This window comes from Streptomyces flavalbus (assembly GCF_042674625.1).
GTDB lineage: Bacteria > Actinomycetota > Actinomycetes > Streptomycetales > Streptomycetaceae > Streptomyces > Streptomyces flavalbus.
The window spans coordinates 2396458-2421697 of the sequence record NZ_JBHTEB010000001.1 but is presented as its reverse complement, the minus strand read 5'-3'; the positions used below and the strand labels follow the sequence as shown (position 1 = coordinate 2421697).

General features: G+C 73.0%; 23 protein-coding genes, 1 other RNA gene and 3 pseudogenes. 13 read left to right on the top strand and 14 right to left on the bottom strand.

The genetic code is table 11. The features are described 5' to 3' along the window. Positions 1-63: 63 nt before the first annotated feature. From ACFQZ6_RS10775 to ACFQZ6_RS10765, 3 genes are all read right to left on the bottom strand, one after another. On the bottom strand, positions 64-912 hold the full coding sequence (locus tag ACFQZ6_RS10775) for a hypothetical protein (RefSeq protein WP_381607056.1): 849 nt from the start codon (positions 910-912) through the stop codon (positions 64-66). 157 nt (positions 913-1069) lie between these two features. Then, complete coding sequence (locus ACFQZ6_RS10770; RefSeq protein ID WP_381607054.1) at positions 1070-2062, bottom strand: N-acetylmuramoyl-L-alanine amidase; 993 nt, start codon at positions 2060-2062, stop codon at positions 1070-1072. A 64-nt stretch (positions 2063-2126) separates the two neighbouring features. Then, entirely contained in the window at positions 2127-3956 is a 1830-nt protein-coding gene (locus ACFQZ6_RS10765; protein WP_381607052.1) for a DUF1492 domain-containing protein, read from the bottom strand. Between the two features lie 133 nt (positions 3957-4089). Here ACFQZ6_RS10765 and ACFQZ6_RS10760 point away from each other — a divergent pair, with 133 nt between their 5' ends. From ACFQZ6_RS10760 to ACFQZ6_RS10750, 3 genes are all read left to right on the top strand, one after another. After that, positions 4090-4602 carry an RICIN domain-containing protein gene (locus ACFQZ6_RS10760; protein WP_381607050.1) on the top strand — a complete coding sequence of 171 codons (513 nt, stop codon included), beginning with the start codon at positions 4090-4092 and terminating at the stop codon, positions 4600-4602. 170 nt (positions 4603-4772) lie between these two features. Beyond that, positions 4773-6536, top strand: a complete 1764-nt coding sequence (locus ACFQZ6_RS10755; RefSeq protein ID WP_381607048.1) for an MFS transporter — start codon at positions 4773-4775, stop codon at positions 6534-6536. Positions 6537-6606: 70 nt separating this feature from the next. Beyond that, entirely contained in the window at positions 6607-7272 is a 666-nt protein-coding gene (locus ACFQZ6_RS10750) for a class I SAM-dependent methyltransferase (protein ID WP_381607046.1), read from the top strand. 66 nt (positions 7273-7338) lie between these two features. Here the strand turns inward: ACFQZ6_RS10750 and ACFQZ6_RS10745 are convergent, their stop codons facing one another. The 4 genes and pseudogenes from ACFQZ6_RS10745 to ACFQZ6_RS10730 form a co-directional block, all read right to left on the bottom strand. Next, positions 7339-7971 (bottom strand): response regulator, encoded by a 633-nt coding sequence (locus tag ACFQZ6_RS10745; RefSeq protein ID WP_381618210.1) that lies wholly within the window; start codon positions 7969-7971, stop codon positions 7339-7341. Between the two features lie 16 nt (positions 7972-7987). After that, positions 7988-9267 (bottom strand): annotated as a pseudogene (locus ACFQZ6_RS10740) (sensor histidine kinase). 16 nt (positions 9268-9283) lie between these two features. Further along, positions 9284-10000, bottom strand: coding sequence for an ABC transporter permease (locus ACFQZ6_RS10735; RefSeq protein WP_381607044.1), 717 nt, complete (start codon positions 9998-10000; stop codon positions 9284-9286). Then, complete coding sequence (locus ACFQZ6_RS10730; RefSeq protein ID WP_381607042.1) at positions 10000-10890, bottom strand: ABC transporter ATP-binding protein; 891 nt, start codon at positions 10888-10890, stop codon at positions 10000-10002. Before ACFQZ6_RS10730 ends, ACFQZ6_RS10735 begins: the two co-directional genes overlap by 1 nt. 232 nt (positions 10891-11122) lie before the next feature. Here ACFQZ6_RS10730 and ACFQZ6_RS10725 point away from each other — a divergent pair, with 232 nt between their 5' ends. From ACFQZ6_RS10725 to ACFQZ6_RS10715, 3 genes and pseudogenes are all read left to right on the top strand, one after another. Continuing rightward, positions 11123-11983 carry a MaoC/PaaZ C-terminal domain-containing protein gene (locus tag ACFQZ6_RS10725; RefSeq protein WP_381607039.1) on the top strand — a complete coding sequence of 287 codons (861 nt, stop codon included), beginning with the start codon at positions 11123-11125 and terminating at the stop codon, positions 11981-11983. A gap of 27 nt (positions 11984-12010) precedes the next feature. Further along, complete coding sequence (locus ACFQZ6_RS10720; protein WP_381607037.1) at positions 12011-13090, top strand: Zn-dependent alcohol dehydrogenase; 1080 nt, start codon at positions 12011-12013, stop codon at positions 13088-13090. 167 nt (positions 13091-13257) lie between these two features. Then, positions 13258-13509, top strand: a pseudogene (locus tag ACFQZ6_RS10715) (hypothetical protein); the annotation flags it as partial. 7 nt (positions 13510-13516) lie between these two features. Here the strand turns inward: ACFQZ6_RS10715 and ACFQZ6_RS10710 are convergent. Both ACFQZ6_RS10710 and ACFQZ6_RS10705 read right to left on the bottom strand, forming a co-directional pair. Next, complete coding sequence (locus ACFQZ6_RS10710; RefSeq protein WP_381607035.1) at positions 13517-13675, bottom strand: hypothetical protein; 159 nt, start codon at positions 13673-13675, stop codon at positions 13517-13519. Between the two features lie 97 nt (positions 13676-13772). Then, on the bottom strand, positions 13773-14999 hold the full coding sequence (locus ACFQZ6_RS10705; RefSeq protein ID WP_381607033.1) for a hypothetical protein: 1227 nt from the start codon (positions 14997-14999) through the stop codon (positions 13773-13775). Positions 15000-15266: 267 nt separating this feature from the next. Between ACFQZ6_RS10705 and ACFQZ6_RS10700 the strand changes: the two genes are divergently transcribed. From ACFQZ6_RS10700 to ACFQZ6_RS10690, 3 genes are read left to right on the top strand one after another with little or no spacing between them, the layout of a single operon-like run. Continuing rightward, on the top strand, positions 15267-16112 hold the full coding sequence (locus ACFQZ6_RS10700; protein WP_381607031.1) for a Nif3-like dinuclear metal center hexameric protein: 846 nt from the start codon (positions 15267-15269) through the stop codon (positions 16110-16112). Continuing rightward, complete coding sequence (locus ACFQZ6_RS10695; RefSeq protein ID WP_381618207.1) at positions 16109-16852, top strand: zinc ribbon domain-containing protein; 744 nt, start codon at positions 16109-16111, stop codon at positions 16850-16852. Before ACFQZ6_RS10700 ends, ACFQZ6_RS10695 begins: the two co-directional genes overlap by 4 nt. Before the next feature lie 13 nt (positions 16853-16865). Then, positions 16866-18083 (top strand): bifunctional RNase H/acid phosphatase, encoded by a 1218-nt coding sequence (locus tag ACFQZ6_RS10690; protein ID WP_381618204.1) that lies wholly within the window; start codon positions 16866-16868, stop codon positions 18081-18083. Here the strand turns inward: ACFQZ6_RS10690 and eda are convergent. Together eda and yaaA are read right to left on the bottom strand one after the other, a co-directional pair. After that, positions 18055-18699: a bifunctional 4-hydroxy-2-oxoglutarate aldolase/2-dehydro-3-deoxy-phosphogluconate aldolase gene (eda, locus tag ACFQZ6_RS10685; RefSeq protein ID WP_381607028.1), complete on the bottom strand. Its 645-nt coding sequence runs from the start codon at positions 18697-18699 to the stop codon at positions 18055-18057. The genes ACFQZ6_RS10690 and eda overlap by 29 nt on opposite strands. Positions 18700-18764: 65 nt before the next feature. Further along, the gene (yaaA, locus tag ACFQZ6_RS10680) at positions 18765-19553 is read right to left on the bottom strand and encodes a peroxide stress protein YaaA (protein WP_381607026.1); all 789 of its coding nucleotides are present in this window, start codon (positions 19551-19553) and stop codon (positions 18765-18767) included. 157 nt (positions 19554-19710) lie between these two features. Here yaaA and ACFQZ6_RS10675 point away from each other — a divergent pair, with 157 nt between their 5' ends. From ACFQZ6_RS10675 to rnpB, 4 genes and pseudogenes are all read left to right on the top strand, one after another. After that, on the top strand, positions 19711-20271 hold the full coding sequence (locus ACFQZ6_RS10675; RefSeq protein WP_381607023.1) for a Uma2 family endonuclease: 561 nt from the start codon (positions 19711-19713) through the stop codon (positions 20269-20271). Between the two features lie 72 nt (positions 20272-20343). After that, on the top strand, positions 20344-21138 hold the full coding sequence (locus ACFQZ6_RS10670) for an AraC family transcriptional regulator (RefSeq protein WP_381618201.1): 795 nt from the start codon (positions 20344-20346) through the stop codon (positions 21136-21138). 19 nt (positions 21139-21157) lie between these two features. After that, positions 21158-21943: pseudogene (locus ACFQZ6_RS10665) on the top strand (DMT family transporter); the annotation flags it as partial. A gap of 118 nt (positions 21944-22061) precedes the next feature. After that, positions 22062-22468, top strand: an RNA gene (gene rnpB / locus ACFQZ6_RS10660) — RNase P RNA component class A. Between the two features lie 269 nt (positions 22469-22737). Here rnpB and ACFQZ6_RS10655 read toward each other — a convergent pair. The 3 genes from ACFQZ6_RS10655 to ACFQZ6_RS10645 form a co-directional block, all read right to left on the bottom strand. Then, the gene (locus tag ACFQZ6_RS10655) at positions 22738-23520 is read right to left on the bottom strand and encodes a DUF6907 domain-containing protein (protein WP_381607021.1); all 783 of its coding nucleotides are present in this window, start codon (positions 23518-23520) and stop codon (positions 22738-22740) included. Continuing rightward, positions 23517-23834 carry a hypothetical protein gene (locus tag ACFQZ6_RS10650; RefSeq protein WP_381607019.1) on the bottom strand — a complete coding sequence of 106 codons (318 nt, stop codon included), beginning with the start codon at positions 23832-23834 and terminating at the stop codon, positions 23517-23519. The genes ACFQZ6_RS10655 and ACFQZ6_RS10650 overlap by 4 nt, the downstream gene beginning before the upstream one ends. Before the next feature lie 464 nt (positions 23835-24298). Further along, entirely contained in the window at positions 24299-25222 is a 924-nt protein-coding gene (locus tag ACFQZ6_RS10645) for a hypothetical protein (protein ID WP_381607017.1), read from the bottom strand. Positions 25223-25240 lie beyond the last annotated feature (18 nt).

Below are 25240 nucleotides of genomic sequence, written 5' to 3'. Positions count from 1 at the left end.
CCGCACGCACAACGGCCCCCCGCCCGGAAGGGCGAGGGGCCGCGGGAGGTGACGCGTGGTACGTCAGCCGCGCTGGATGCCGCTGGTGTCCTGGAGGACGCCACGGCGGCCGTCCTGCGTCTGGGCGACCAGGGCCGGACCGCGCTGCTCGACGGCCAGGTACCAGGTGCCCGGCGCGAGTTCGGCGATCGTCGTCTGCGAGCCGTCCTCCGCGAACAGCGGACGCGGCACCGGCACGGCGAACCAGAACGGCGAGAAGTCACCGGCGGGCGGCTGCGGCGCGGCGGCCTGCGGCTGCGGGGCCGCGGGCTGACCGCCGCCGAAGGGCTGGCCGGGCGCGCCGGGCTGCGGCTGACCGCCGTACGGCTGCGGCTGCTGCTGGGCGCCGGGGTAGCCGTAGCCGCTGGGCGGCTGGGCGCCGCCGTAGGGCGGCTGCGGGGCGGCCGGGCGCGGGGCGCCGAGGAGGGCGGCCTTCAGCGCCGGGACCAGCGGGGTGGCGACCGCCGCGGCGGCCATCACCAGGGTGGCGATCAGCGCGAGGATCAGACCGGTGCCGGAGTCGGGGCCGTCACCGCCGCCCTCGAAGTTGTCGGCGCCACCGGCCGGGTCGAAGATGTTGCCGAGCGCGCTCCAGGCGGCGAACACCGTGAGGGCGATGCCGAACTGGGCCAGGTCGAGCCCGGCGACCTTCGGCGCCTGCGGCAGGCCCCGGGCGACGACGATGAGCACGGCGCCGATGATCCCCGCCAGCACGACCCCGAGCAGGACCGGCCCGCTGCTCCAGAGGCTGGGAACGTCGAAGCTGTCAGGGGCCCCGTCGATCGAGTACAGATCGAGGAACGACGCGATGAACAGCAATACCGCTGCTCCGATCACCACGCCGTCGCCTCTAGTGAGGGAGCGGATATTCACTTCAGGTCCTTCGTCAGTCGTCTCGTCATCGTGGAGGCGTCGCTGACACCATGTCGCCGTGCGGCCGTGGTGTGAAGCGCGGGGGTGGCCCCACATCGTAGGGCCGAGACTATCGTCCGCTCCCGAACGCTGTCCGCCGGGATGCGCGCGCTGATCACTACCCGCGCAGGAAACTCACGATTCCCTCAGAGATCCCCTGCGCGGCCCGCTGCCGCCAGGCCCCGCTGGTCAGCAGTGCCGCGTCCTTGCTATCGCGCATGTTGCCGCACTCGATGAACACCTTGGGAACCGTTGACAGATTGAGACCGCCGAGATCGTCACGGGTGACCAGTCCGGTACCGCCGCCGACGTAGTTGGCGGGCGCGCTGCCGGTGACCCGTACGAAGTTCCCCGCGATGCGCTCACCCAGCTCCCGGGACGGCGCCGCGATGGCGCGCGTGTCGGCGGCGCCTCGCTGGACCACCGCGGGCAGGATCACGTGGAACCCGCGGTTCCCGGCCCCCGACCCGTCGGCGTGCACCGACACCACGGCGTCGGCGCCCGCCTCGTTCCCGATCCGGGCCCGCTCGTCGATGCAGGGCCCGTACGCCCGGTCCTCGTCCTGCGTCAGCCTCACCGTGGCGCCCTGCGCCTCCAGCAGCTCCCGCAGCCGCCGTGAGACGTCCAGCGTGAACCGGGCCTCGGCGTACCCGTCGTTGGTGGAAGTGCCGGTCGTGTCGCACTCCTTGCGCCCGGTGCCGATGTCCACCGTGCGGTTGATCTCCGACGTGTGCTGGAAGTTGCCGGGGTTGTGCCCCGGGTCGATGACGACGACCTTGCCCTTGAGGGGGCCGGAGGCGGACTGGTCGGGGGTGGGGGTGGCAGGGGTGGGGCTGGGGGCCTTCTGGTCATCCGGCCCGCCAGAGGACGAGGACGAGGATGAGGACGAGGGTGAGGGCGCCGCGGAGGAAACGGTTCCCCCGGCTGTCGGCGCCCCCGAGGACGCCACCGCGGCCCGCCCCTCATCCCCGCCGCCGTCGCCCACCGCCGCGTACACCAACCACCCGGCCAACGCCCCCGGCACCAGCGCGGCGACCGCCACGACCAGGGGGCGGCGGAGACGGGAGCGGCGGGGGTGGGGCGGTTCGAAGCCGGGACCGGTGTAGGACACGGCGAACACCTTACGGGCCCACCGCCGGGCACGCCTCGCCGCGCTCACCGGTTCCGGTGCGCGGTTAGTTGTCATGCCGCGCGGCCAGGGCGCTCACGCCGCGTCGCAGGCGGCGGAAGTACGTGGCGCGGCTGAGGTGCAGGCGGTTGGCGACCTGCCAGTGGGTGCCCGACCGGTCGACGTAGTACGCGCGCAGGATCTTCCCGGCCTCGGCGTCGGCCGCCGCGGGGCTGGCCGCGAGGGCGTCCACGGCTTCGACGAGCCAGGCGCGCAGGGCCTGGGCCGTCGGTGTGTGCGCGGCGGCCAGCAGCGGACTGCCGGTCAGCCCTTTGGGGGTGTGCAGGTTGCCCAGTGCCTCGGTCATGTGGGCGGCAGTGGGTCCATCGGCGGTGAGCGGGGCGGTCGCGGCGGCGCCCAGGCGGCGGAGCCAGGAGGGGAGCGCCGTGCCGGTGAAGTCGTTGCTGTAGACCTGCGGGGCGCGTCCGCAGCGGTAGACGTCGTCGCGGATCTCCCCGTGGCGGCGGAAGGCGAGTCTGTCGAGGAGCTGGTGGTAGCCGGGGTCGGCGGTGGACACCAGGAGCCTTCCGTTAGTGACCGCCTGCCGCAGGATGTGGCGCAGCACCTGGGCGTGGACGGCCGGTTCGGGGCAGAAGGCCGCCCCCAGGAACAGCCCGCCGCGGTCGCCCGCCGTGAGGTGCTCGGTGTGCTGCTGGAGCAGCGGCTCCACGCCCGCCAGGGTCTGCTCCCGGACGCCGATCAGGCTGAACAGGCCGATCGGCTGTCCGTCGGGGTCACGGGCCAGGTGGAACCCGGTGATGTCGTCGTCCAGCCACTGGCTGACCAGCCGTTCCGTCCTGCGCTGGTCGAACCCCTTGAGGGAGGCCCAGCCGTGCATCAGGCGGCCGATGTCGTCCGCGTCGGTGCCCTGGGCCGTCACGATCGGGACCGGTGGGCGGCCGGGCGGGAAGAGCACCTCCCGTACGACCGGGTCGCCGGTCAGGAGCATCGACTGCTCGACCAGTTCGGCCCGCAGTTCGGGCGGGGCCGACCCGGTGAGCATCGCACCGCGGTAGCGCGCCGCGCGGGCGAGCAGCGCGCCGTGCTGCTCCGGGCGCCGCCAGCGGTAGGTCATGTCGAGCAGGGCGCGGTACGGTTCGGCGACGGTCAGGCCCAGGGCGGTCCGGTGCACCAGGCTGAGCCCGGCCAGGTCAGTGAACAGGTCCGGGCCCGTGGCCAGTAACCTCTCGTCCGCCGTGCCGACGGCGGCGAGCAGCCGGAGCGCCTGGGCCCTGCGGCGGCCCGGCAGTTCGCGCTCAAGGCGCTGGAGGATCTCGACGCTGACCGCGTCGGCCACCGCCGCGGGTGCGGTGGGCGTGGCCCCGGCGTGCATCGCCCGGCAGGCGGCGAGCGCCACCAGGGGGATGCCGCCAGCCAGTCGGACGACGACGTCCCGCGCGCCGGGGTCCGCGAGGCCCGCCCGGCTCGCGAGCGCCGCGATCTCGTCGTCGGGTAGCGGGGGAACGGCGAGGGTGACCAGGTCGCCCCCGGCCCAGCCCCGAGCCGCCCGTAACGGTCTGCGGCTGAGCACGAGTACGGGGCGGTGGCCCGCGGGGGCGTCGTCGAGTGCCCCGGCGGCGGACTCGATCGCCGCGGGCCCGTCGACGCCGTCCAGCACCAGCGGCCTGCGGTCCGCACCGGTCACGGCCCGCCGCAGGTCATTGGGGCGGTGCGGGCGGGACAGATCGACGCGCTGGGCGTCGAGCGTGTGGGCCAGCCAGGTCTTCCCCACGCCGAGCGGACCGGTCAGGTTCACCAGTGGACGGGCCGCGACCGCCGCGCCCAGTTCGGCGGCCAGTTCCGCCCGGGTACCGCAGACATCATCGTTCGCCCCCATCGCGCCCCCATCGCACGGTCCCCTGATGTGGCCCGGGGCCCCGATACGGGTTGAGACACATCTGAGACTCCGGGCGAGGCGGGAGCTTATACGTTCGATCACGCCTGTTCGGACCAACTGCAACGGAGGAGCCGTGAAGAAGTCCATCGGGGCGGCCGGAGCCGTGCTCAGCGCCCTCGCCCTCGCCGCGGGAATGGCGACCCCCGCCGCGGCCGACACCCCGGCCAACGGTCAGTACAACAACATGCGGGTCCTGCACACCGGGATGTGCGCCGCCGTGGGCAACAACTCGACCAAGGTGGGCGCCGGGCTGATCCAGTACCCGTGTGACTCGAAGTACAACAAGCAGTTCTACGCCCAGTGGGCGGGCACGAACGCGTACTTCCTGCGGATCAGATCCACCGGCATGTGCGTGAGCCCGCAGACCGGCGCCGACCACGCCCTCGTCGTCCAGTTGCCGTGCGCCAACGTGGACTCGCAGGTGTGGGTGGCCGAGCCGGTCGGCACCGACAGCTACACGCTGCGGAACCGGTCCACCGGCTTCTGCATGGGCGTCGCGTGGGGCACCACCAACAGCGGCCAGCCGCTGGACCAGTCCACCTGCGGCTCGTTCAACGGCCAGACCTGGCGGTTCACCGCGGTGTAGGGCGTCCGGCCGGACGGCCGCGTCTGCTGGCGCGGGCCACCACGACCCGGTGGCCCGCGCCTCCCGACGCGCCGCGGGCATTCTTACCCGCGCCTTACGTCCCGCCGGAATAGTTGCCCCGGACGACGGAGTTCGTAATCCACGTATCCAACGTGGAAGGTCATCCCTCAATGCCCCGATCGACGAACGACGACCGTCCCACCGACAGAACACCGCCCGCCCCGACCCCGCACCCGGCCGTCGTCCCCGTGCTCGCCTTCGCGGGCATCACCGTCGCGGTGATGCAGACGCTGCTCGTGCCGGTCATCAAGGACCTGCCCCAACTGCTCGACACCTCCCCCAGCGACGCCACCTGGGTGCTGACCTCGACCCTGCTGTCCGGCGCCGTCGCCACCCCGATCATGGGCCGCCTCGGCGACCTGTACGGCAAGCGGCGGATGCTCGTCACCAGCCTCGCCGTGATGGTCGTCGGCGCCCTGGTCAGCGCCGTCACCAGCGACCTGCTGACGATGATCGTCGGCCGTACCCTCCAGGGCTTCGCCATGGGCGCCATCCCGCTCGGCATCGGCCTGATGCGCGACACCCTGCCCCGCGAACGCCTCGGTTCCGCGATGGCGCTGATGAGTTCCTCCATAGGAGTCGGCGGCGGACTCGCGCTGCCCGGCGCCGCGCTCGTCGCCCAGCACGCCGACTGGCACGCCCTCTTCTACGGCGCCGCGGGCCTCGGCGTCCTCTCCATCGCCCTCACCCTGCTCGTCGTACCGGAGTCCCCGCTGCGCGCCAGCGGCGGCTTCGACCTGTCCGGCGCGCTCGGCCTCTCCGCGGGCCTGGTGCTGCTCCTGCTGCCGGTCACCAAGGGCAGCGACTGGGGCTGGTCGGCGCCCGGCACGCTCGGCATGTTCGCCGCCGCCGTCGTCGTCCTGGTGCTGTGGGGCCTGATGGAGCTGCGCCGCGCCGCGCCCCTGGTCGACCTGCGCACCACCGCCCGCCGCGAGGTGCTGCTCACCAACCTCGCCTCGATCATGGTCGGCGTCGCCTTCTACGTCGTCTCCCTCGTCCTGCCGCAGCTCCTCCAGCTCCCCACCAGCACCGGCTACGGACTCGGCCAGTCCATGGTCGTCGCCGGGCTGTGCGTGGCCCCGCTGGGCCTGACGATGATGTTCACCGCCCCGCTGTACGCCCGCCTCTCCGCCCGCTACGGCCCCCGCTCCACCCTCATCCTCGGCCTGCTCGTCATCGCCCTCGGCTACGGCGGCGGCCTCGGCCTGATGGACGCCGCCTGGCAGACCCTCGTCACCTCCGTCGCCCTCGGCGCGGGCATCGGCCTCGCCTACTCCTCGCTGCCCGCGCTGATCGTCGCCGCCGTCCCGGCCTCCGAGACCGGCGCCGCGAACGGCCTCAACACCCTCATGCGGTCCATCGGTACGTCCGTCTCCAGCGCCGTCGTGGGCAGCGTGCTCGCCAGCACGGCGAACGACGTCGGCGGGGTCGCCGTACCGACCATGCACGGCTTCCGGATCTCCTTCCTGATCGCCACCGCCGCGGTCGCCGTCGGACTCGCCCTCGCCCTGTTCCTGCCCCGCACCCGCCCCGCCGCCACGCCGCAACTGCGCGCCAGCAGCGAGGAGGACGCCAACCTCGCCCGCGCCACCGAGGCGCTGCGCGGCTTCCACGGCCGGGTCACCGACGCCGGGGGAGCGCCGGTCGCCCGCGCCCGGGTCACCCTCATCGACCAGCGGGGCCGCAAGGCGGGCGCCACGCACTCCGCCGAGGACGGCAGCTACGCGCTGACCGTGCCCGCGGCGGGCGCGTACGTCGTCACCGCGCGGGCCACCGGCCACGGCCCGCACGCCTCCTCCGCGACCCACGCGGGCGACGACCGTCCGGTGGAGGTGGACCTCGCCCTGCCGGGCGAGACGGCGGTCACGGCCTGACGGGGGTGGCGGGTGCCGCCGTAGCATGTGGGGCGCCATCCGCGCAGACGGTACGACCGAGAGGGACCCCATGACCGCCGCGGCACCCCCGCTTCCGCCTCCGCCTCCCGTCCTGGCCGCGTTCGAGGCAGCGAAGGGCTTCATGCCCGTGGACGAGGGGCTCGCGCTGTACGCGGCGGCCCGGGAGGCGGGGCGGCTCGGGCTGCCGCTGCTGGAGGTCGGCACCTACTGCGGGCGCTCCACCATCCTGCTCGCGGACGCCGCCCGCGCCGCCGGGGTCACCGCGCTCACCGTCGACCACCACCGCGGCAGCGAGGAGCAGCAGCCCGGCTGGGAGTACCACGACCCCGAGACCGTGGACCCCGACCTCGGCCTGATGGACACCCTGCCCACCTTCCGCCGCACCCTGCACCGGGCGGGCCTGGAGGACCACGTCGTCGCCCTCGTCGGCCGCTCGCCCCAGGTGGCGCGGATCTGGGGCACCCCGCTCGGCCTCGTCTTCATCGACGGCGGCCACACCGACGAACACGCCACCGCCGACTACGAGGGCTGGGCCCCGCACGTCGCCGACGGCGGGCTGCTCGTCATCCACGACGTCTTCCCCGACCCCGTCGACGAGTTCACCGGTCAGGCGCCCTACCGCGTCTACCTCCGCGCCCTCGCCTCCGGCGCGTTCACGGAGGTCGCGGCGACGGGGTCCCTGCGGGTGCTGCGGCGGACGGCGAGCGGGGTCTGACCCCCGGCTGCCTCGGCCGTCTCGGCTGTCTCGGCTGTCTCGGCTGTCTCGGCCGTCTTGCCCGCCTTACAGCCACCCCTGGCTGCGGGCCTCGCGCAGCGCCTCCGCGCGGTTGCGGGTGCCGGTCTTGCCGATCGCGGCGGAGAGGTAGTTGCGGACCGTCGACTCCGACAGGTGCAGCCGGGCCGCGACGTCCGCGACGGTCGCGCCGTCGGCGGACGCCCTCAGCACGTCGCACTCCCGCGCGGTGAGCGGACTGGGCCCGGCGCTCAGCGCGGCGGCGGCCAGCGCCGGGTCGACCACCGTCTCGCCGGTCAGCACCCGGCGGATCACGGCCGCCAGCTCCTCCACGGGACCGTCCTTCACCAGGAACCCCGCCGCCCCGGCCTCCATCGCCCGGCGCAGGTAGCCGGGGCGGCCGAAGGTGGTCAGGATCAGCACCCGGCACTCCGGCACCTCGTCGCGCAGCTCGGCGGCGGCGTCCAGGCCGCTGCGGCCCGGCAGTTCGATGTCGAGGAGGGCCACGTCGGGGCGGTGCGTCAGCGCGGCGTCCACGATCGCGTCGCCCGCCGAGACCTGCGCCACCACCTCGATGTCCGGCTCCATGCCGAGCAGCAGGGCCAGCGCCCCGCGCAGCATCTGCTGGTCCTCGGCGAGCAGCACCCGGATGGATCTCGCGGGGCGGCGGTCGCGGGGCATCTCGTCGGTCACGGGGTCAGCGTAGGCCGGGTGGGCTCCGTACCAGCTCGGCGTCCGCGGGCAGTTCCGCGGTGACCTCGAAGCCCCCGTCCGGCCCAGGGCAGGCCGTCAGCCAGCCCCCCACCGCCGCGAGCCGCTCCGTCAGGCCCGTGAGCCCGTTGCCCGCGCCACCGCCCCCCGCCGCCGTCAGCCGCCCGGTCACGCCCGTCAGCCCGTCGCCCCCGCCCCCGTCGCCCACCGGGCCCGCCGTACCCCCCGCCCCGTCGTCCACCGGGCCCACCGGGCCCACCGGGCCCGCCGTACCCCCCGCCCCGTCGCCCACCGGGCCCACCGCACCGCCCACCCCGTCGTCCACGACGGTCAGCCGTACCCGCTCCTCCCCGCCCCGCACCCCGATCTCGCACCGCGTCACCGCGCCCCCGTGCCGTACGACGTTGGTGACCGCCTCCCTTACCACCCACCCGAGGAGCGCCTCCGACTGCGGGGCCAGCGGTGGGCCCGAGCGGTGGACGGACAGGGCGACGCCCGCCGCCGCGAGGACGGAGCGGCCCGGGTCAGCTCCGCGTCGAGGCTGCCCCGCCGGTAGCCGGTGACGGCCTCGCGGATCTCGGTGAGCGCCTGACGGCCGACGGACTCGATGTCGGCGATCTGCTCAAGCGCCGCCTCCGGGGCGCGGGGAGTGAGCCGCCGCGCCGCCTCCGCCTTCACGACGATCACGGAGAGCGTGTGGCCGAGGAGGTCGTGCAGATCGCGGGAGAACCGCAGCCGCTCCTTCTCCACGGCCCGCCGGGCGAGTTCCTCCCGCGCGTCGCGCAGTTCACCGACCGTGTCGGCCAGCGAGAGGATCGCCGCCGTCACCAGCACGGACAGGAACGTGCCGTAGGCGATGCCGATCGCGCCCCAGCCCTCGTGGAACGCGGTGACGACCGCGGCGACGGCGGTCAGGCCCAGCCCCGCCGGGGCCAGCCAGCGCCCCCGCATCGCCGCGCCGACCGCCAGCCCCAGCAGCGGGAAGAACGCCAGCCAGCTCCCGCCGTACCCGATCGCCAGCACGCAGGTCACCAGGCCCATCACCGCGAGCGCCAGCCGGGTCGCCGTCGACTCCCTGACCTCCGTCACGAACACCCGCCAGACGACGTTGATGTAGAGCGAGTTGAAGACCACCAGCCCCACGACGCCGACCCACGGGTTCGGCGTCTCGCCCTGCACCAGGTTGGCGACCGCGCCCATCCCCATCAGCAGCCACGGCAGCCACGTGAAGGGCATGGGCGGCCGTCCCGGCGTCCTGCGCGTCATGACTCCCCCCGCCCCCTCAGCTCGCGCCCGCGCCACGGCGGTACGCCAGCACAGCGTACGAACCGAACAGCAGCAGCCACCCCGTCAGGACCAGCACCGCCCCCGCCCCCGGCGCGTGCCCGTCCGCGACCGCCCCGCCGAGCTGCGCGAACCGGAACGTCGGGGTGTACGGCGACAGCGCCCGCAGCCACGCGGGGAACAGCTCGACCGGGAACCACAGCCCGCCGAGCACGGACAGGCCCAGGTTGCACACCAGGTTGGCCATGGCCGTCGTCTGCCCGGTGAGCCGGTAGCCGTTGCCGAGGCCGAGCAGCGTGAACGGCAGCGAGCCCAGCCACAGCAGCACCGCCAGCGCCGCCCACTGCCAGGCCGTAAGCCGTACGCCGTTGACCAGCCCGCCCGCCGCCAGCACCGCGCCGATCGCGGGCAGCACGGTGACCGCGCCGGTCAGCGCCCGCCCGACGACCACCTGGTGCGGCGGCATCGGCGTCACCCGGAGCTGCCGCAGCCAGCCGACCGCCCGGTCCTCCGCGACGCCGCCCCCGGTGCCGAGCGCCGAACCGACCGCGCCGTAGGCGGCCATGCCGACCATCGCGCCGGTCCGCCAGCCGCCGTCCGCCCCGCCCACGTTGGTGAACAGCAGGTACATCAGCACCGGCACCGCGATCCCGCCTACCACGAACCCCGGGTCCCGCAGCGTCCGCCGCGCCTCCAGCCGCAGGTAGGCCCACATCAGCGCACCTCCGTCAGCGCGAGGAACGCCTCGTCCAGCGTCGCCGGTACGACCTCCAGGCCCCGGATCGCGCCCCGCTCGGCCAGCGCCCGCACCGTCGCGTCGGAGTCCTCGGTGCGCAGCCGCGCCCGCCCGCCCCGCACCTCGACCGACCGCACCCCGGGCAGCAGGGCCAGCCCGTCGGGACCCTGCCCGGCCGCCATGTCCACGGCGACCAGGGAGCCGCCCGCCGCGCGGCGCAGCTCGGTGCCGGTGCCGTCGGCGACGGTCCGGCCGCGGTCGACGACGACGATCCGGTCGGCGTGCGCGTCGGCCTCCTCCAGGTGGTGGGTGGAGAACAGCACGGTGTGGCCGCGCCGCGCGTACTCCCGCATCGACGTCCAGAACTCCCGCCGCGCCGCCACGTCCAGGGCGGCGGTGGGCTCGTCCAGGACCAGCAGCGCGGGGTCACCGGCGAGCGCGAGGGCCAGCCGGACCCGCTGGAGCTGGCCCCCGGACAGCCGGTCCACGCGCCGCCCCGCCAGCTCCGGTATCCCGGCCAGCTCCAGCGCGCGCGGCACGGGCAGCGGCACCGGATAGCGCCCGGCGACGAAGGCGACCAGCTCCCGCACGGTGACCCGGGGCACCGCCCGCGCGTCCTGGAGCATGGCGCCGACCCGGCCCTCCCGTACGGCGGTCTCCGGCCGGGCGCCGAACAGCTCCGCCCGGCCCGCGTCCGGCTCCACCAGCCCGAGCAGCAGCGCGATGGCCGTCGACTTGCCCGCGCCGTTGCGACCGAGCAGGGCGACGGTCTCCCCGGCCGCGAGGGCCAGTTCGACTCCGTCGACGGCGGTCGTGGGGCCGTAGCGCTTCACCGCCCGTGAGAGGGCGGCCACAGGTGTCCTGTTCATGGCTGCGACGCTATGGAGCGGGGCAGGTGGCCCGGCAGAGGCGGTTGTACGGACTCCGACGGGACAAATGTCCTACCCCGACCGGTGGCCTGACGCGCCGTCAGCGGTCTTCCCAACTGCCGCCCGCTGGGCTATACAGAGGGCGCTGTCACTGGAACGCGTTCTAGAACGGGACGGGTTCGCGATCCCCGAAGACGTCCCGAAGGCGGCCCCGCGCCACGTCAGGAGCCCCATGCCCATCGACGCAGCCAAGGCGCTCGCCGCCGGACCCCGGACCGGCGAGATCTCCTGGACCCCCAAGGACGTCCTGCTCTACCACCTCGGCATCGGCGCGGGCCTGCCCGCCACCGACCCCGACGAGCTGCGCTACGTCCTGGAGTCCCGGCTGCACGTCCTGCCGAGCTTCGCCACCGTCGCCGGTTCCGGCGCCCCCGGCGTGATCAGCGGCCTGTCCATGCCCGGCGTCGACGTCGACCTCGCCCGCGTCCTGCACGGCGGCCAGGCCCTCACCGTGCACCGGCCCCTGCCGACGACCGGCGAGGCGACCGCCACCTCGCGCGTCGTCGCCGTCTACGACAAGGTCAAGGCCGCGGTGCTGGTGCTGCGCACCGAGGTCTTTGACGCCGACGGCCCGTTGTGGACCAACGACGCGCAGATCTTCCTGCGCGGCGAGGGCGGCTTCGGCGGCGACCGCGGCCCGTCCGCCCGCACCGAGCCCCCGGCCGGACCGCCCGACCGCACCGTCGAACGGGCCGTCCGCGAGGACCAGGCCCTGCTGTACCGCCTCTCCGGCGACTGGAACCCGCTGCACGCCGACCCCGAGTTCGCCAGGGTCGCCGGGTTCGAGCGGCCCATCCTGCACGGGCTGTGCACCTACGGCATGACCCTGAAGGCGGTCGTGGACACGCTGCTCGACGGCGAGGTGACGCGGGTGCGGGAGTACCGGACCCGGTTCGCCGGGGTGGTGTACCCGGGCGGGACCCTGCGGGTGCGGATGTGGCGGACGTCCGGCACCGAGGTCCGGGTCGCCGTGAGCGCCGCCGACCGGGACGACGCCCCCGTCCTCGCCGACACCGTCGTAGCGCACACCTGAACACCTGTCTTCGAGGGGAGCCGCACCATGCGCGCAGCCGTACTGCACGAGACCGGTCAGGAGAAGCTGGAGGTCCTCGACGACGTGGAGGCGACCGGCTTCGGACCCGGCCGGGTCAGGATCCGGGTGCGGGCGACCGGCCTGTGCCACTCGGACCTGTCCGCGATGAGCGGCGTACTGCCGCAGCCCGCCCCGTTCGTGCCCGGCCACGAGGGCGCCGGGGAGATCGTCGAGGTGGGGGAGGGGGTCGGCAACCTGAGGCCCGGCGACCGGGTCATCGTCTGCTGGCTGCCGTCCTGCGGCGCCTGCCCCGCCTGCAAGCGCGGCCAGACCGAACTGTGCCTCACCGGCTTCGTGAACGCGGGCACCCCCAACTTCCGCCGCCCCTCCGGCGACGTGTTCGGCTTCGCCGGGACCGGCACCTTCGCCGAGGAGGTCGTCGTGGACGCCGGGTGCGCGGTGCCCATCCCCGACGACGTGCCCTACGACATCGCCGCGCTGATCGGCTGCGGGGTGACGACCGGGCTGGGCGCCGCGCTCAACACCGCCGACCTGGAGGCCGGTTCGTCGGTCGCCGTGATCGGCTGCGGGGGCGTCGGCATCTCCGTCATCCAGGGCGCGCGGCTCCGGGGCGCCGCCGAGATCGTCGCCGTGGACCCGGTCGCCGCGCGCCGCGAGGCCGCCCTCCGCTTCGGCGCGACGCGGGCCGTGGCGCCGGACGAACTGCCCGACGCCAAGCAGCGGCTCACCGCCGGGGGCGAGGGCTTCGACCACGTCTTCGAGGTCGTCGGCCGCTCCACCACCGCCCGCACCGCCTACGAGACCACCCGGCGCGGCGGCACCCTGGTCGTCGTCGGCGCGGGCGCCATGGACGACGTCCTCCAGCTCAACATGTTCGAGCTGTTCTTCGACGAGAAGCGCATCCTGCCGTCCCTGTACGGCGGCGGCGACGTCCGGCGCTCCTACGAGCGGACGATCGCCCTGTGGCGGGCCGGACGCGTCGACCTCGCCGGACTGATCACCCACCGGGTACCGCTCGCCGACATCAACGAGGCCCTCGACCAGATGCGCACGGGAACCGCGCTGCGCACGTCGATCGAGATCTGAGGGGGGGACGGCCGTCATGACGCCGCCGCTGGACGGCCTGGTGGCCATCGCCACCGGCGCCGGACGCGGCCTCGGCCGGGCCGAGGCGCTCGAACTGGCCCGGCTCGGCGCCGCCGTCGTCGTCAACGACCACGGCCAGCCCGGCCGCGACAGCTCCGGCGCCACCTCCGCCCGCCCCCGAGCACGTCGCCCCGCTGGTCGGCTATCTGGCCTCCCCCGCGGCGGCGCGTGTCGACGGGCAGGTGCTGGTGGTGCACGGCGGCGTGGTCGCCGTCGTCGAACGGCCCCGGGTGCGGGCGCGGCTCGACAGCGAGCGGGACACCTTCACCTACGCGGAACTGGACGCCGTAGGAACGGGAACGGCCCCGCTCCTCCCCCGATGGGGGGCGAGCGGGGCCGTCGTCATCGACCGTGACTGACGTACCGTCAGGCGGCGTTCTCGGCGTGCTGCTGGTCCACCGGCTTGCGGTGCCGACCGTGCGGAGCCGTCTCGGCGTCGTGTGCCGAGCGCGGGCCCCGGTGCTTGCCGTGACTGTCGTGCTCCTGGCTGTCGGACAGCGGCTGGGACGTGCTGGTGTCGCTCATCGGAAGGAATTCACCCCGTCAACATGATCTTCTTTACAGCCGGGCGAGTTTAACCGGCCACCCACGGGCCGGATAAAGACAGCCACGCGAACCGCCGCTACTTCGTTACAAGACGGGCGAGCGGGGCCTGTTGGAGGGGAACGGGGCGGGGGGTGAGCGGGTGCGGAGGGTCCGGTTCCAGGGGGGACGGGGTGTCTGTTCCCGGCGGTACCGGGGCGGCTGTTCCTGAGGTGTCCGGCGGTACCGGGGCGTCCGCTTCCGGTGCCGTGGACGCTTTCGGCGGGGCGGGCGGCAGCGGGGCCGCCGTCGCCACCCCGCAGGGCACCGCCTCCGTGGCGTACGGCAGCCGCAGCACCCCGTCCGCCGTCCACAGCCCGGCGCCCGCCAGCCACCCGGCGGGCGCGCCCACGTGCCGCACCCGCCGGTCCGCGGGCCGCCACACCGCCACCCCACTGCCCCCGGGACCGTCCACCCGCAGCGCCACCGCACAGCCCTCCGGCGTCAGCACCTGCCCCGGCTGGATCGCGAACGGCGTCACCGCGCGGCCCGGCAGCCGCAGGCACTCCGGGAACCGCACCGGCAGCGCACTGCCCAGGACCCCCCAGCCCAGCCGGGCACGCCCGGGGGAGGGCGCGTCGGAGCGGACCAGCAGCAGCCCGCTGTCGGGGTCGGCGAGCAGCAGCCGGTCGTCGCTGTCCTCGGTGAGCTGGAGCAGCGGCGAGACCTCGCCCCCGCGCCCCAGGTCGACCACGACCGTCTTGGTCCGCCCGTCCGCCTCCCGGTCCAGGGCCAGCATCCGCCCCGTCCGGTCCAGCCACACCCCGCCCGAGCAGCGCCCCGGCACCTCCGCGAGGTGCTCAGGGCCGAACGCGCCGCCCGCCACCAGCCACACCGCGCACGACCGCGGCCCGGTCTGGAGGGCGTACGCCTTGTCGCCGCCCGGCGCCGGGGGCAGCAGCCGCAGCCGGGTGCCGGTGTCGTCCGGGCACTCGACCGCGCCGAGCGGCAGCTCACCGGTGCCGGGGCCGGTCGGGTACAGCAAGGAGAAATGATTCCGCCCGTCCGCGAAGCGCCGGATCAGCACCCGCCCGTCGCCCAGCGGCTGCACCTCGGTGCCGGGCTCCTCGGGCTGGTTGCCGGGCAGCGGCACGGCGTACGGCTCGGGGCCGTCCAGCGTCCAGCGCTCCGGGAACCAGCAGTCGCCGCGGCGGGCGAGGCGGGCGGCGTAGCTCCCGCTCACCGTGAGCACGCAGGCGGCGGGCGGGGCGGACGCGTCGGCGTCCCCCGCCCCGGTTTCGGTGGCTTCGATCGCACAGGCCGTCATCGTTCGGTCACCTCCGGCGACGAAGCTAGTTTTCGTACGCACAGGCGGGGGACCGGCGGCTGGGGGCTTCACACATAAGGGTGGCCGCGTAACGATTCGCTTGAGGAAACGGGGGCGGCTGTGCTGAGCGTTGCCTGAGGAGAGGGGGGCGGCTGTGCTGAGCGTTGCCTGAGGAGAGGGGAGCGGCTGTGTTGAGCGGGGAGCGGCGGCGGGTGCGCCTCCCGCCAGCGGTTCAGCCCCGGGGAACGGACAGGTAGCCTTTTCCCCGTGCCCCGTCTGTCAGAAGTCATCGCCGCGCTGGAGAGCCTGTGGCCCGCCGAGCGGGCCGAGTCCTGGGACGCGGTCGGCACCGTCGTGGGCGACCCCGACCAGGAGGTCGGCCGCGTCCTGTTCGCCGTCGACCCGGTGCGGGAGATCGTCGACGAGGCGGTGAAGCTGGACGCGGACCTGCTGGTCACCCACCACCCCCTCTACCTGCGCGGTACGACGACGGTCGCGGCCTCGCACTTCAAGGGCCGCGTCGTGCACACCCTCATCAAGAACGACATCGCGCTGCACGTCGCCCACACCAACGCCGACACCGCCGACCCCGGGGTGAGCGACGCGCTCGCCGGGGCCCTGGGCCTGCGCGTCGTCCGCCCCCTGGTGCCGGACGCCACCGACCCCGAGGGCCGCCGCGGCCTGGGCCGGATCTGCGAACTGGACCACCCGCTGACCGTCCGCGAGCTGACCGCCCGCGCCGCCGAGCGCCTCCCCGCCACCGCCCAGGGCATCCGCGTCGCGGGCGACCCCGAGGCACTCGTCCACACGGTCGCGGTGAGCGGCGGCTCGGGCGACGGCCTCTTCGACGTCGTACGGGCATCAGGAGCCGACGCCTTCCTCACCGCGGACCTGCGCCACCACCCGGTCTCGGAGGCCCGCGCCGCGAGCCCCCTCGCGCTGCTCGACGCGGCGCACTGGGCCACCGAGTGGCCCTGGTGCGAGCAGGCCGCCGCACAGCTCGACGAGATCTCCGACCGCCACGGCTGGGACCTCCGCGTCCATGTCTCCAGGACGGTCACCGACCCCTGGACCAGCCAGTCCCCTTCACTTCCCCTTGGAGCCCCCAACTGAACGCCGCGCCCGCCGACCAGATCCGACTCCTCGACGTCCAGGCACTCGACGTCCGCCTCCAGCAGTTGGCGCACAAGCGGAAGTCCCTGCCCGAGCACGCCGAGATCGAGTCGCTGACCAAGGACCACACCCAGCTCCGCGACCTGCTCGTGGCCGCGCAGACCGAGGAGAGCGACTGCGGTCGCGAGCAGACCAAGGCCGAGCAGGACGTCGACCAGGTCCGCCAGCGTGCCGCCCGCGACCAGCAGCGCCTGGACTCCGGCGCCGTCTCCTCCCCGAAGGACCTGGAGAACCTCCAGCGCGAGATCGCCTCCCTCGCCAAGCGACAGGGCGACCTGGAGGACGTGGTCCTGGAGGTCATGGAGCGCCGGGAGTCCGCGCAGGAGCGGGTCGCCGAACTCACCGAGCGGGTCGCCTCCGTCCAGTCGAAGATCGACGACGCGACCGCGCGCCGTGACGCCGCGTTCGAGGAGATCGACGGCGAGGTGGCCACGGTGACGAAGGAGCGCGAGGTCATCGCCGCCGCCGTCCCCGCCGACCTGCTGAAGCTCTACGACAAGCTGCGTGAGCAGCAGGGCGGCATCGGCGCGGCCCGCCTCCACCAGCGCACCTGCCAGGGCTGCCGCCAGGAGCTGGCGATCACCGACATCAACGAGATCCGCGCGGCGGCCCCCGACAAGGTGGTGCGCTGCGAGAACTGCCGCCGCATCCTGGTGCGCACGGCGGACTCGGGTCTGTAGGGCGGCCCTCGTGGTGCGGGAGTTCATCGTCGAGGCGGACGGCGGGTCACGGGGCAACCCCGGGCCCGCGGGCTACGGCGCGCTGGTGATCGACGCGGCCAGCGGGGAGACGGTGGCGGAGGCCGCCGAGTACCTCGGCACGGTCACCAACAACGTCGCCGAGTACCGGGGCCTGCTGGCAGGTCTCCGGGCGGCGCGGGAACTGGACCCGACCGCCACGGTCCACGTCCGGATGGACTCCAAGCTGGTCGTCGAGCAGATGTCGGGCCGCTGGAAGATCAAACACCCCGACCTGAAGCCCCTGGCGACGGAGGCGGCACGGGTGTACCCACCGGGCCGGGTGACGTACGAGTGGATTCCACGGGAGTCGAACAAGCGGGCGGACCGGTTGGCGAACGGGGCGATGGACGCCGGGGTGGGCGGCAGGGCCGCGGGGTCGGGGGGCAGGGCCGCGGCTGATACGCGTGCGGCACGTGCGGTGGCGGGCACGTCGAATGCCGGTGAGACGGCGGGCACGTCGAATGCCGGTGAGACGGCGGGCACCTCGATTGCCGGTGAGACGGCGACCGTGCCCACCGTCGGCTGGGGAGCGGCCGCCGACATGGGCGCCCCGGCGACCTTCGTCCTCCTCCGCCACGGCGAAACCCCCCTCACCCCCCAGAAGCGCTTCTCGGGCAGCGGCGGCACGGACCCGTCCCTCTCGGAGACGGGCCGCGACCAGGCGGAACGGGCGGCGGCCCTGTTGCTCCGCCGCGGCACGATCGAGGCGATCGTCACCTCCCCCCTGAAGCGCACCCGCGAGACGGCGGCGATCGTGGCCGCCCGCCTGGGCCTGGACGTCACGGTGGAGGACGGCCTGCGGGAGACCGACTTCGGCGCGTGGGAGGGCCTGACCTTCGCCGAGGTCCGCGACCGTCACCCCGACGACCTGAACGCGTGGCTGGCGTCCCCCGACGCGGCCCCCACGGGCGGCGGCGAGAGCTTCGCCTCGACGGCGACCCGCATCGCGGCCACCCGCGACAAACTGATCGCGGCCTACGCGGGCCGCACGGTCCTGCTGGTCACCCACGTGACCCCGATCAAGACCCTGATCCGCCTGGCCCTGGGCGCTCCCCCGGAGTCCCTCTTCCGCATGGAACTGTCGGCGGCGTCGCTGTCGGCGGTGGCGTACTACGCGGACGGCAACGCGAGCGTCCGCCTCCTCAACGACACGTCACACCTACGGCCCTGAGCCCCGCGGCGACCCGCGCCAACGCCGTGACCCGCCCCCAGTCCCGAGCCGCGACGGCGTCGGCGGGAAGCATCCAACTCCCGCCGACACAAGGGACGTTGGGAAGTGCGAGGTATTCGTGCGCGGAGTGGTCCGTGATCCCCCCGGTGGGACAGAACCGAACCTGAGGCAGCGGCCCGTACAACGACCTGAGATAAGGAACCCCGCCCGCGGCTGCCGCCGGAAAGAACTTCATCTCCCGCACCCCCCGCTCCCACAACGCGACGACCTCCGACGCGGTGGACACCCCGGGCAGAAACGGCACCGTGGAGTCGCGCATGGCGCCGATCAGCAGCTCGGTCCACCCCGGACTGACGAGAAACCGGGCCCCGGCGCCGACGGCGAGGTCGACCTGCCCCGGCGAGAGCACGGTCCCGGCCCCGACGACGGCCTCCGGCACCCCGTCGGCGATGGCCCGGATGACCTCCGGAGCGGCAGCCGTCCGCAAGGTCACCTCGATCGCGGACAGCCCCCCGTCGACGAGCGCCCGGGCGAGCGGCACGGCGTCGGCGGGATCGTCCAGCACGACGACGGGCACGACGGGAGCGACGACGAGATCAAGGACGGAGGAGGCCATGGCGCCATGGTGCCCACCCTGGTCATGCTCCGCAACGCACGTTGCGCAAGCCGCAACGCGGCACGTCAGTGGAGATCATCGACCAGCACATCCACCCGCCAGGGAGCCCCCGCCTTCCCCGGCACATCCACCTCGACCCCGTACCCCAGCCCCCGCAGGGCATCGACAAGCTCGGCGGGCCCACCCGGCTCGCCCCCCTCCGCCGTCATGAGACTGCGCACGATGCGCCCCTTGGTCGCCTTGTTGAAGTGGCTGACGACCTTCCGGGTCGGCGCGTGCAGCACCCGCACGGTGACGGTCCGCCCGGCGACCTCCCCCTTCGGCTTCCAGGCGGCGGCATAGGCGGCGGACCGCAGATCAAGCACGAGCCCGTCCCCGGCGACGCCCGGCAGCACCCCCGCCATGGCCCCCCGCCAGTAGGCCCCCAGCGCCCCGAGCCCCGGCAGTCTGACCCCCATGGAACACCGATACGACGGAATCCGATCCCCGATCCGCACGGCCCCCCACAACCCCGAAAAGATCAACAGCGACCGCGAGGCCCGCCGCTTGGCGACGCCGTCCAGCGACCCGAGCCCGAGCGCGTCGTAGAGCACCCCGGTGTACACCTCCCCGGCAGGCCGAGTGGGAGCGTCATGGAGCCGAGCGTTCTTGCCGACTTCACCCACAAGCCCGGCACTCAACCCGAGCACATCCCGCGCCTTCTCCTCGTCCCCCTGACACAGGGCGACCAACTCCCCGAGCACGACCTCCCGCGCATCCCCCAACTCCGGCAACGACAGGCTCCCCAACTCCAACGGACCACCGTCCCCACCAGAGGGCGCCTTGCCTTCGGACGGGGGGAGCAGGACGAGCACGGGGAGTCTCCTATTTCACGGAACCTGGGCGTCGGGGACCTGGCCAGGGTACGGCGTGAAGCCCCACGTCCCACGATCGGGGGAAGCGAGGCCGGTCGGGCCGAGGATGATCCACTCAGCGGTCAGCCTGGCAAGCACCTGAGGAGAGAGGGCGCCGATGGATCCGTACTCGCAGAAGCTGCTGCTGGACTGGTTTGTCGAACTGGAGACCCCACTGGGTTTCCGGGCGGAACTCATTGAGGGGGAGCTGTATCTGAACCCGCTGCCGAACGGAGGGCACGAGCGCTGCATCAGCAGAACCGTCCGCCAGGTCCACCTGGACTCCCGCACTCCCATGATGTTCTCCGCCAACAAGGGCCTGACGCTGAAGAATGCGGACGGTCGCCCGCAGGACCACGTCATCCCGGACGGCACGTTCGTCGCCAGGGCCGACCGGCTCTTCCGGGAAGCGCCCCCCTGGATGCCCAGTGCCGGAGTCCGCATGGTGATGGAGGTGACGGGACACAGGCCCGAGAACGATCGCGAGGTCAAACGCGGCTGCTACGCCCGCGGCGGGATCCCCCTCTACCTCCTGATCGACCGAGGAGCCGCCCAGAGCACCCTCTTCCGCGATCCCTGGAACGACGACTACCGCGAACACCACACCCGCCCCTTCGGCAAACCACTTCCCCTCCCCACCCCCTTCGAATTCGAACTGGACACATCCGACTTCCTCTGATGCCCTGATTCCCGTGACCAGGGGGAGGACGCGGTGAACGGGCGAGAGAAGGCGCTGTGGACGAGGGCCCGCATGGGCCACGACGGCCCGCCCCTCGACCTCCTCACCGCCCGCTTCGACCGCCACGTCTACGCCCCCCACGCGCACGACGAGTACACGATCGGCGTGACGATCGGTGGCCTGGAGGTCATCGCGTACCGGGGCGGACGTATCCACTCGGGCCCGGGCTCCATCGTCGTACTGGAACCCGGCGAGATGCACACGGGCGGCCCCGCGGCCCCCGAGGGCTACTCCTACCGCGCCCTGTACGCGTCCCCGGACCTCCTCACGGACGGCACCCTGGGCGCGCTCCTGCCGCACTTCAGCGAGCCCGTCCTGCACGACCCGGAACTGGCGGCGGCCCTCCGCCTCACCCACACGGAACTCAGCGCCTGCCCGGACCCCCTGGAAACGGAGTCGCGCCTCCCGTGGCTGCTCACGGCCCTGTCCCGCCGCCACTCCACGGCCCGCGCGACGGACGACGCGATCCCCGGCGCGAAGGCCATAGCCCACGCGGTACGCGACCGCCTGGCGGACGACCTCACCTCCCCACCCTCCCTGTCGTCCCTGGCGGCGGACCTGGGCCTGTCCTCCCGCTACCAACTCCTGCGCGCCTTCCGTACGACGATGGGGGTCCCGCCGTACGCGTGGCTCGCCCAGCACCGGGTGCACCGGGCGCGCACGCTGCTGGACGGCGGCCTGCGCCCGGCCGAGGTGGCGGCGCTGGTCGGCTTCGCGGACCAGGCGCACCTGACCCGCTGGTTCCGCCGCGTGCTGGGGGTCACCCCGGCGGCGTACCGCAACAGCGTTCAAGACGGCGGGCGCTGACCGGCGCGAGACTCACCGCATGACTGCACGAGGCTGGTTCCTGTTCTCCCTGATGGGAGTGGTCTGGGGTATCCCGTACCTGATGATCAAAGTGGCGGTGGACGAGGTGTCCCCGTCGACGGTGGTGTTCACCCGCTGCGCCCTGGGCGCGGCCCTGCTCCTCCCCTTCGCCCTGCGCCAGGGCGGCCTCGGTACGACCCTCCGCTCCCACTGGAAACCGATGCTGGCCTTCGCGGTGATCGAGATCATCGGCCCGTGGTGGACCCTGACCGACGCGGAACGCCACCTGTCCAGCTCCACGGCGGGACTCCTGATAGCGGGCGTGCCGATCGTCGGCGTCGTCCTGGCCCGCTTCTTCGGCCTGGGCGAGACGGAACGCCTCGGCTGGCGCCGGGTGACGGGCCTGGCCCTGGGCCTGTCGGGCGTCGCGTTCCTCACGGTCCCGCACCTGACGGGCGGCGACGCCCGCTCCCTCGCCGAGGTCCTGCTGACGGTGGTGGGCTACGCGACGGCCCCGCTGATCGCGGCCCGCCACCTGCGCGACGTCCCCTCCCTCCACCTGACGGCCCCCTGCCTAACCCTGGCGGCCCTGGTGTACGCCCCCGCGGCGGCCCTGACCCACCCGAACGAACTGCCCCCCACCCAGGTCCTGCTCTCCCTCGCCGCCCTGGGCGTGATCTGCACGGCCCTCGCCTTCGTCGCCTTCCTGGAACTGATCAAGGAGGCGGGCCCGACCCGGGCGACGGTCATCACGTACGTGAACCCGGCGGTGGCGGTAGCGGCAGGCGCCCTCTTCCTGGACGAGCCCCTCACCACCACGATCGGCATCGCCTTCACCCTCATCCTGGCGGGCTCGGTCCTCGCCACGTCCGCCGCCGGTGCGCGGCGGGAAACGCGCCGGGTACCATGGTCGACACGGCAGACGAGCCGGGCGGACGGCCGCGTGGAATCCCCGTGAGGGGGCTCCCCGAGGAACGTCCGGGCTCCACAGGGCAGGGTGGTGGCTAACGGCCACCCGGGGTGACCCGCGGGACAGTGCCACAGAAAGCAAACCGCCGGGGACCTCGGTCCTCGGTAAGGGTGAAACGGTGGTGTAAGAGACCACCAGTGCCCAGGGCGACCTGGGCAGCTAGGTAAACCCCACCTGGAGCAAGGTCAAGAGGGGCCACCGTAAAAGGTGACCCTGCGCGGACGCTTGAGGGCTGCCCGCCCGAGTCCGCGGGTAGACCGCACGAGGCCGACGGCAACGTCGACCCTAGATGGATGGCCGTCACCCCGCCTCCCGCGAGGGACCGGGGGACAGAACCCGGCGTACAGCCCGACTCGTCTGCCGCCACCTGCGGCTTTGCCTGGGAAAGGGCCTCTGACCTGCGTCGGAGGCCCTTTCCGGCCTTTCGAGGGCTTGCCGCGTTACGCGGCGGAAAGTCCCTCGGAAGTCCCTCAGACAGCGCTGAAAGTCCCTGAAAAGTCCCTGGAACTGGCGGTCGGGAGAGGCCTCTGAGCTGGCCGTTCGGCACGGCCGCCGGAGCATGAGCTGGAGGCGCAGGACTCGGGGTGATTCCAGGAACGGCGGGATCACGCGACCTCGGCCTGCGCAGCCTATTCGGCGCGTGCTGTGGTGAGCCGGGGCTGCATCGCGCGCAGCTCCTCCAACTGCCCAGCCACCCTGTGGATGAACTCGGTCAGCTCGTCCGGATCCATCGGACGGGTCCAGGTGTCGGCGGTCACTTCGACCGCAACGTGTGGGACTCGGTAAGCCGGGCTGACTGTCGAGTCCGGACTTACGGCGAGGTGCGCGCAGAGCAACGGCCGGGACTCGTACTTCTCGTAGGCCTCGGTGTACTCGGCGTGGGCCTCAGCGCCGTACAGCTGGTGGCGGACATCGGATGGGGCGGACTTGAGTTCCATGTCGTGGGTGTGGTCCGTCGTGCACCAGGACGGGCAGGTGAGGGTGTATCTGGTGCCGCTCCTGTTGGCGTAGGTCCATGTGCGACCGGGTGCTGTGGCTGTCGGGCCGAGCCTGCGGGCCATGAGGTCGGCCATCTGTGTACGCACTGCCCGTAGCTTCACCAGGTGCGCGCTCATGTCGCTGATCAGTTCGTCGACCTCTCCGAGGGCGAGCGTCGGCCAGTCGCCGCCGGCTTCGAAGTCCAGTCCGGGTGTCTCGTCGTTGATCTGTACCAGGTGGAAGGCCATGATGCCGTCGCTGTGCCGATCGGCGTAGGCGCGGCCAGCACCCATGCCGGTGATCGGACCGCGGTGAAAGTGCTCGGTCGGGTTCTTGTGGTCCGCGGGGTGTCCCGTGCAGAAGGGGACGCCATCGGGGCAGTTGGCTACGTCCGGCGCAATTGGCTGCTCGCGGCTGGTGAAGGCGTCCATCATGTCTGCGAGGGTTTCGAGGTCGTCGGCGAACCTGCGCAGCTCCGTCGCCTTCGCACGGCCTCGGTCGCGTCCGTGTCCGTCTCGCTCAGGCCGATAACCGGACCAGATCCGGTGAAGTCCAGGAGGCCGGAGTTGAGAAGTTCTCTGCCGTCATTGCCCATGACGACATGCCTGGCGCCGAAATGGGCGTCGTGGATTCCGGTCTCGGTGCACCAGTCCGGGTGCACGGTGCACTTCTGCCCGTCGTCGTCCTCGAAGGCGGCGAAGTCCTTGCTGCTGCCGCTGTTGGTGGTCGTCGATACGGCGATGCTCACGTCGTCTTTCCTTGTCGTAGGTGGGGCAAGCTCGGATGCCTGGGCAGGGCGCGGGTGTGGCCGCTGGCTTCCTGCCTTCTGTTGCCTGGCTCCTCGTTGCTCAGCACTCGTTCAGCCCGGGCACGCGTTACCCGACCGAGCCGGATCTGGCCCCCGGGTCCCTGTACGCCGGTAGACTGCGCAGCCTTTGCGGCGCGCTGGGGCGGCGGTGTGTCGTCACGAAGTTCGGTTGATCACCAGCGCGAGACACGGCTTCCGTATTGCGCACCACGCTGCTTCAGGCTGCTAGCTGAAACCGCCGACCTCTGTTCTGTTGGTTATGGGATCGAGTCTCAGGCGTCCTACATGCGGGCCCCTGTATCCGGTGCGAGGACCGGATACAGGGGGCTATGGCTCGCCACGAGGCCCGACCGTTCAGGCGCGGGCGTAGTGAATCTCTCCCGTGTCCCGAGAAGCGCTCCCCGTCACGCCGCCTGCGGAGGCGCTTCCTCTGCCTGGGTGGGGCGCGAGAGGAGGGGGAAGGCGCAGTCCTCGGGGCGGCGGCCCATCCGCTGCACCGTGACTGCCGCGAGCAGCGCCGTGCCCGGGCCGGTTACCGGCGAACGCTCCATTCCCACGTAGAAGATCCCGTCCTCGTCGGGCTCGGCGTCCACGCGGTCGAGGCTGGCGGACAGGGCGGCGCAGTACCCCCACAGGTCCGCTCGCAGCCCGCTGGGGATGTCCGTGCGGACCCAGACCAGGGGGTGCAACCTTCCTTGCTCGTCGTAGCCGAGCGCGACCAGGGCCCCCACTCCTTCAGGAAGTGGATAGGCCTCCTCCGGCATGTCCTCGGCCGTGCCGGCGAGGGCATCGGTGATCAGTGTGCGCAGCGCCGTGATCACCTCCTCGTCGCTGCGCCAGCCGTGCAGTGGCGCGTAGTCGGATCCTTCGTAGAGGTCGCGCACGTCCTTGCTCCGCTTCGGGCGGGCGTCGGGTGGGTCGATTGCCGAGCAGTCCTTCGGGTCGACCTCCTGCAGGAAGGTTCCGACGAACGTCACCCCGTCCTCCGAGTCCACTGTGATGGCGGGCCACCCGTGACGGATGTACTCGCAGAAGAGCTGCCGGATGTAGTGCTCCCTCGCCGCCTCGGAGAGTCCGGGGACCGTGAAGACAACGATGAGGCCGCGGAGGACGATGAGCCATGCCTCATGGTCGTCGATCAACTCCTTCTCGGAGAACCTCACGCCCAGGGCATCCCCCAGGACCTCGACCGGCAGTGCCCATGCGTCGTGTGCGCGCAACTGGGCCTGCTCTGACGCCGGGGGCTGTGCGTGCGGCGCACTGGTTCCGGGCTGCTGGTCGCAGACTCGGGCGTTGTTCGTGACCGTGCGATCTGCTTTGAGTGCCACGATGCTTCCTTTCGCCGT

Excerpts from the sequence above, each read along its gene's own strand:
- ACFQZ6_RS10755 (WP_381607048.1), top strand. The coding sequence starts at position 4,773 with ATGCCCCGATCGACGAACGACGACCGTCCCACCGACAGAACACCGCCC.
- ACFQZ6_RS10750 (WP_381607046.1), top strand. The coding sequence starts at position 6,607 with ATGACCGCCGCGGCACCCCCGCTTCCGCCTCCGCCTCCCGTCCTGGCC.
- ACFQZ6_RS10710 (WP_381607035.1), bottom strand. The coding sequence starts at position 13,675 with ATGAGCGACACCAGCACGTCCCAGCCGCTGTCCGACAGCCAGGAGCAC.
- ACFQZ6_RS10655 (WP_381607021.1), bottom strand. The coding sequence starts at position 23,520 with ATGATGGACGCCTTCACCAGCCGCGAGCAGCCAATTGCGCCGGACGTA.
- ACFQZ6_RS10745 (WP_381618210.1), bottom strand. The coding sequence starts at position 7,971 with ATGCCCCGCGACCGCCGCCCCGCGAGATCCATCCGGGTGCTGCTCGCC.
- ACFQZ6_RS10765 (WP_381607052.1), bottom strand. The coding sequence starts at position 3,956 with ATGGGGGCGAACGATGATGTCTGCGGTACCCGGGCGGAACTGGCCGCC.
- ACFQZ6_RS10735 (WP_381607044.1), bottom strand. The coding sequence starts at position 10,000 with ATGTGGGCCTACCTGCGGCTGGAGGCGCGGCGGACGCTGCGGGACCCG.
- ACFQZ6_RS10705 (WP_381607033.1), bottom strand. The coding sequence starts at position 14,999 with ATGACGGCCTGTGCGATCGAAGCCACCGAAACCGGGGCGGGGGACGCC.
- ACFQZ6_RS10725 (WP_381607039.1), top strand. The coding sequence starts at position 11,123 with ATGCCCATCGACGCAGCCAAGGCGCTCGCCGCCGGACCCCGGACCGGC.
- ACFQZ6_RS10675 (WP_381607023.1), top strand. The coding sequence starts at position 19,711 with ATGGATCCGTACTCGCAGAAGCTGCTGCTGGACTGGTTTGTCGAACTG.
- ACFQZ6_RS10720 (WP_381607037.1), top strand. The coding sequence starts at position 12,011 with ATGCGCGCAGCCGTACTGCACGAGACCGGTCAGGAGAAGCTGGAGGTC.
- eda (WP_381607028.1), bottom strand. The coding sequence starts at position 18,699 with ATGGCCTCCTCCGTCCTTGATCTCGTCGTCGCTCCCGTCGTGCCCGTC.
- ACFQZ6_RS10730 (WP_381607042.1), bottom strand. The coding sequence starts at position 10,890 with ATGAACAGGACACCTGTGGCCGCCCTCTCACGGGCGGTGAAGCGCTAC.
- ACFQZ6_RS10670 (WP_381618201.1), top strand. The coding sequence starts at position 20,344 with ATGGGCCACGACGGCCCGCCCCTCGACCTCCTCACCGCCCGCTTCGAC.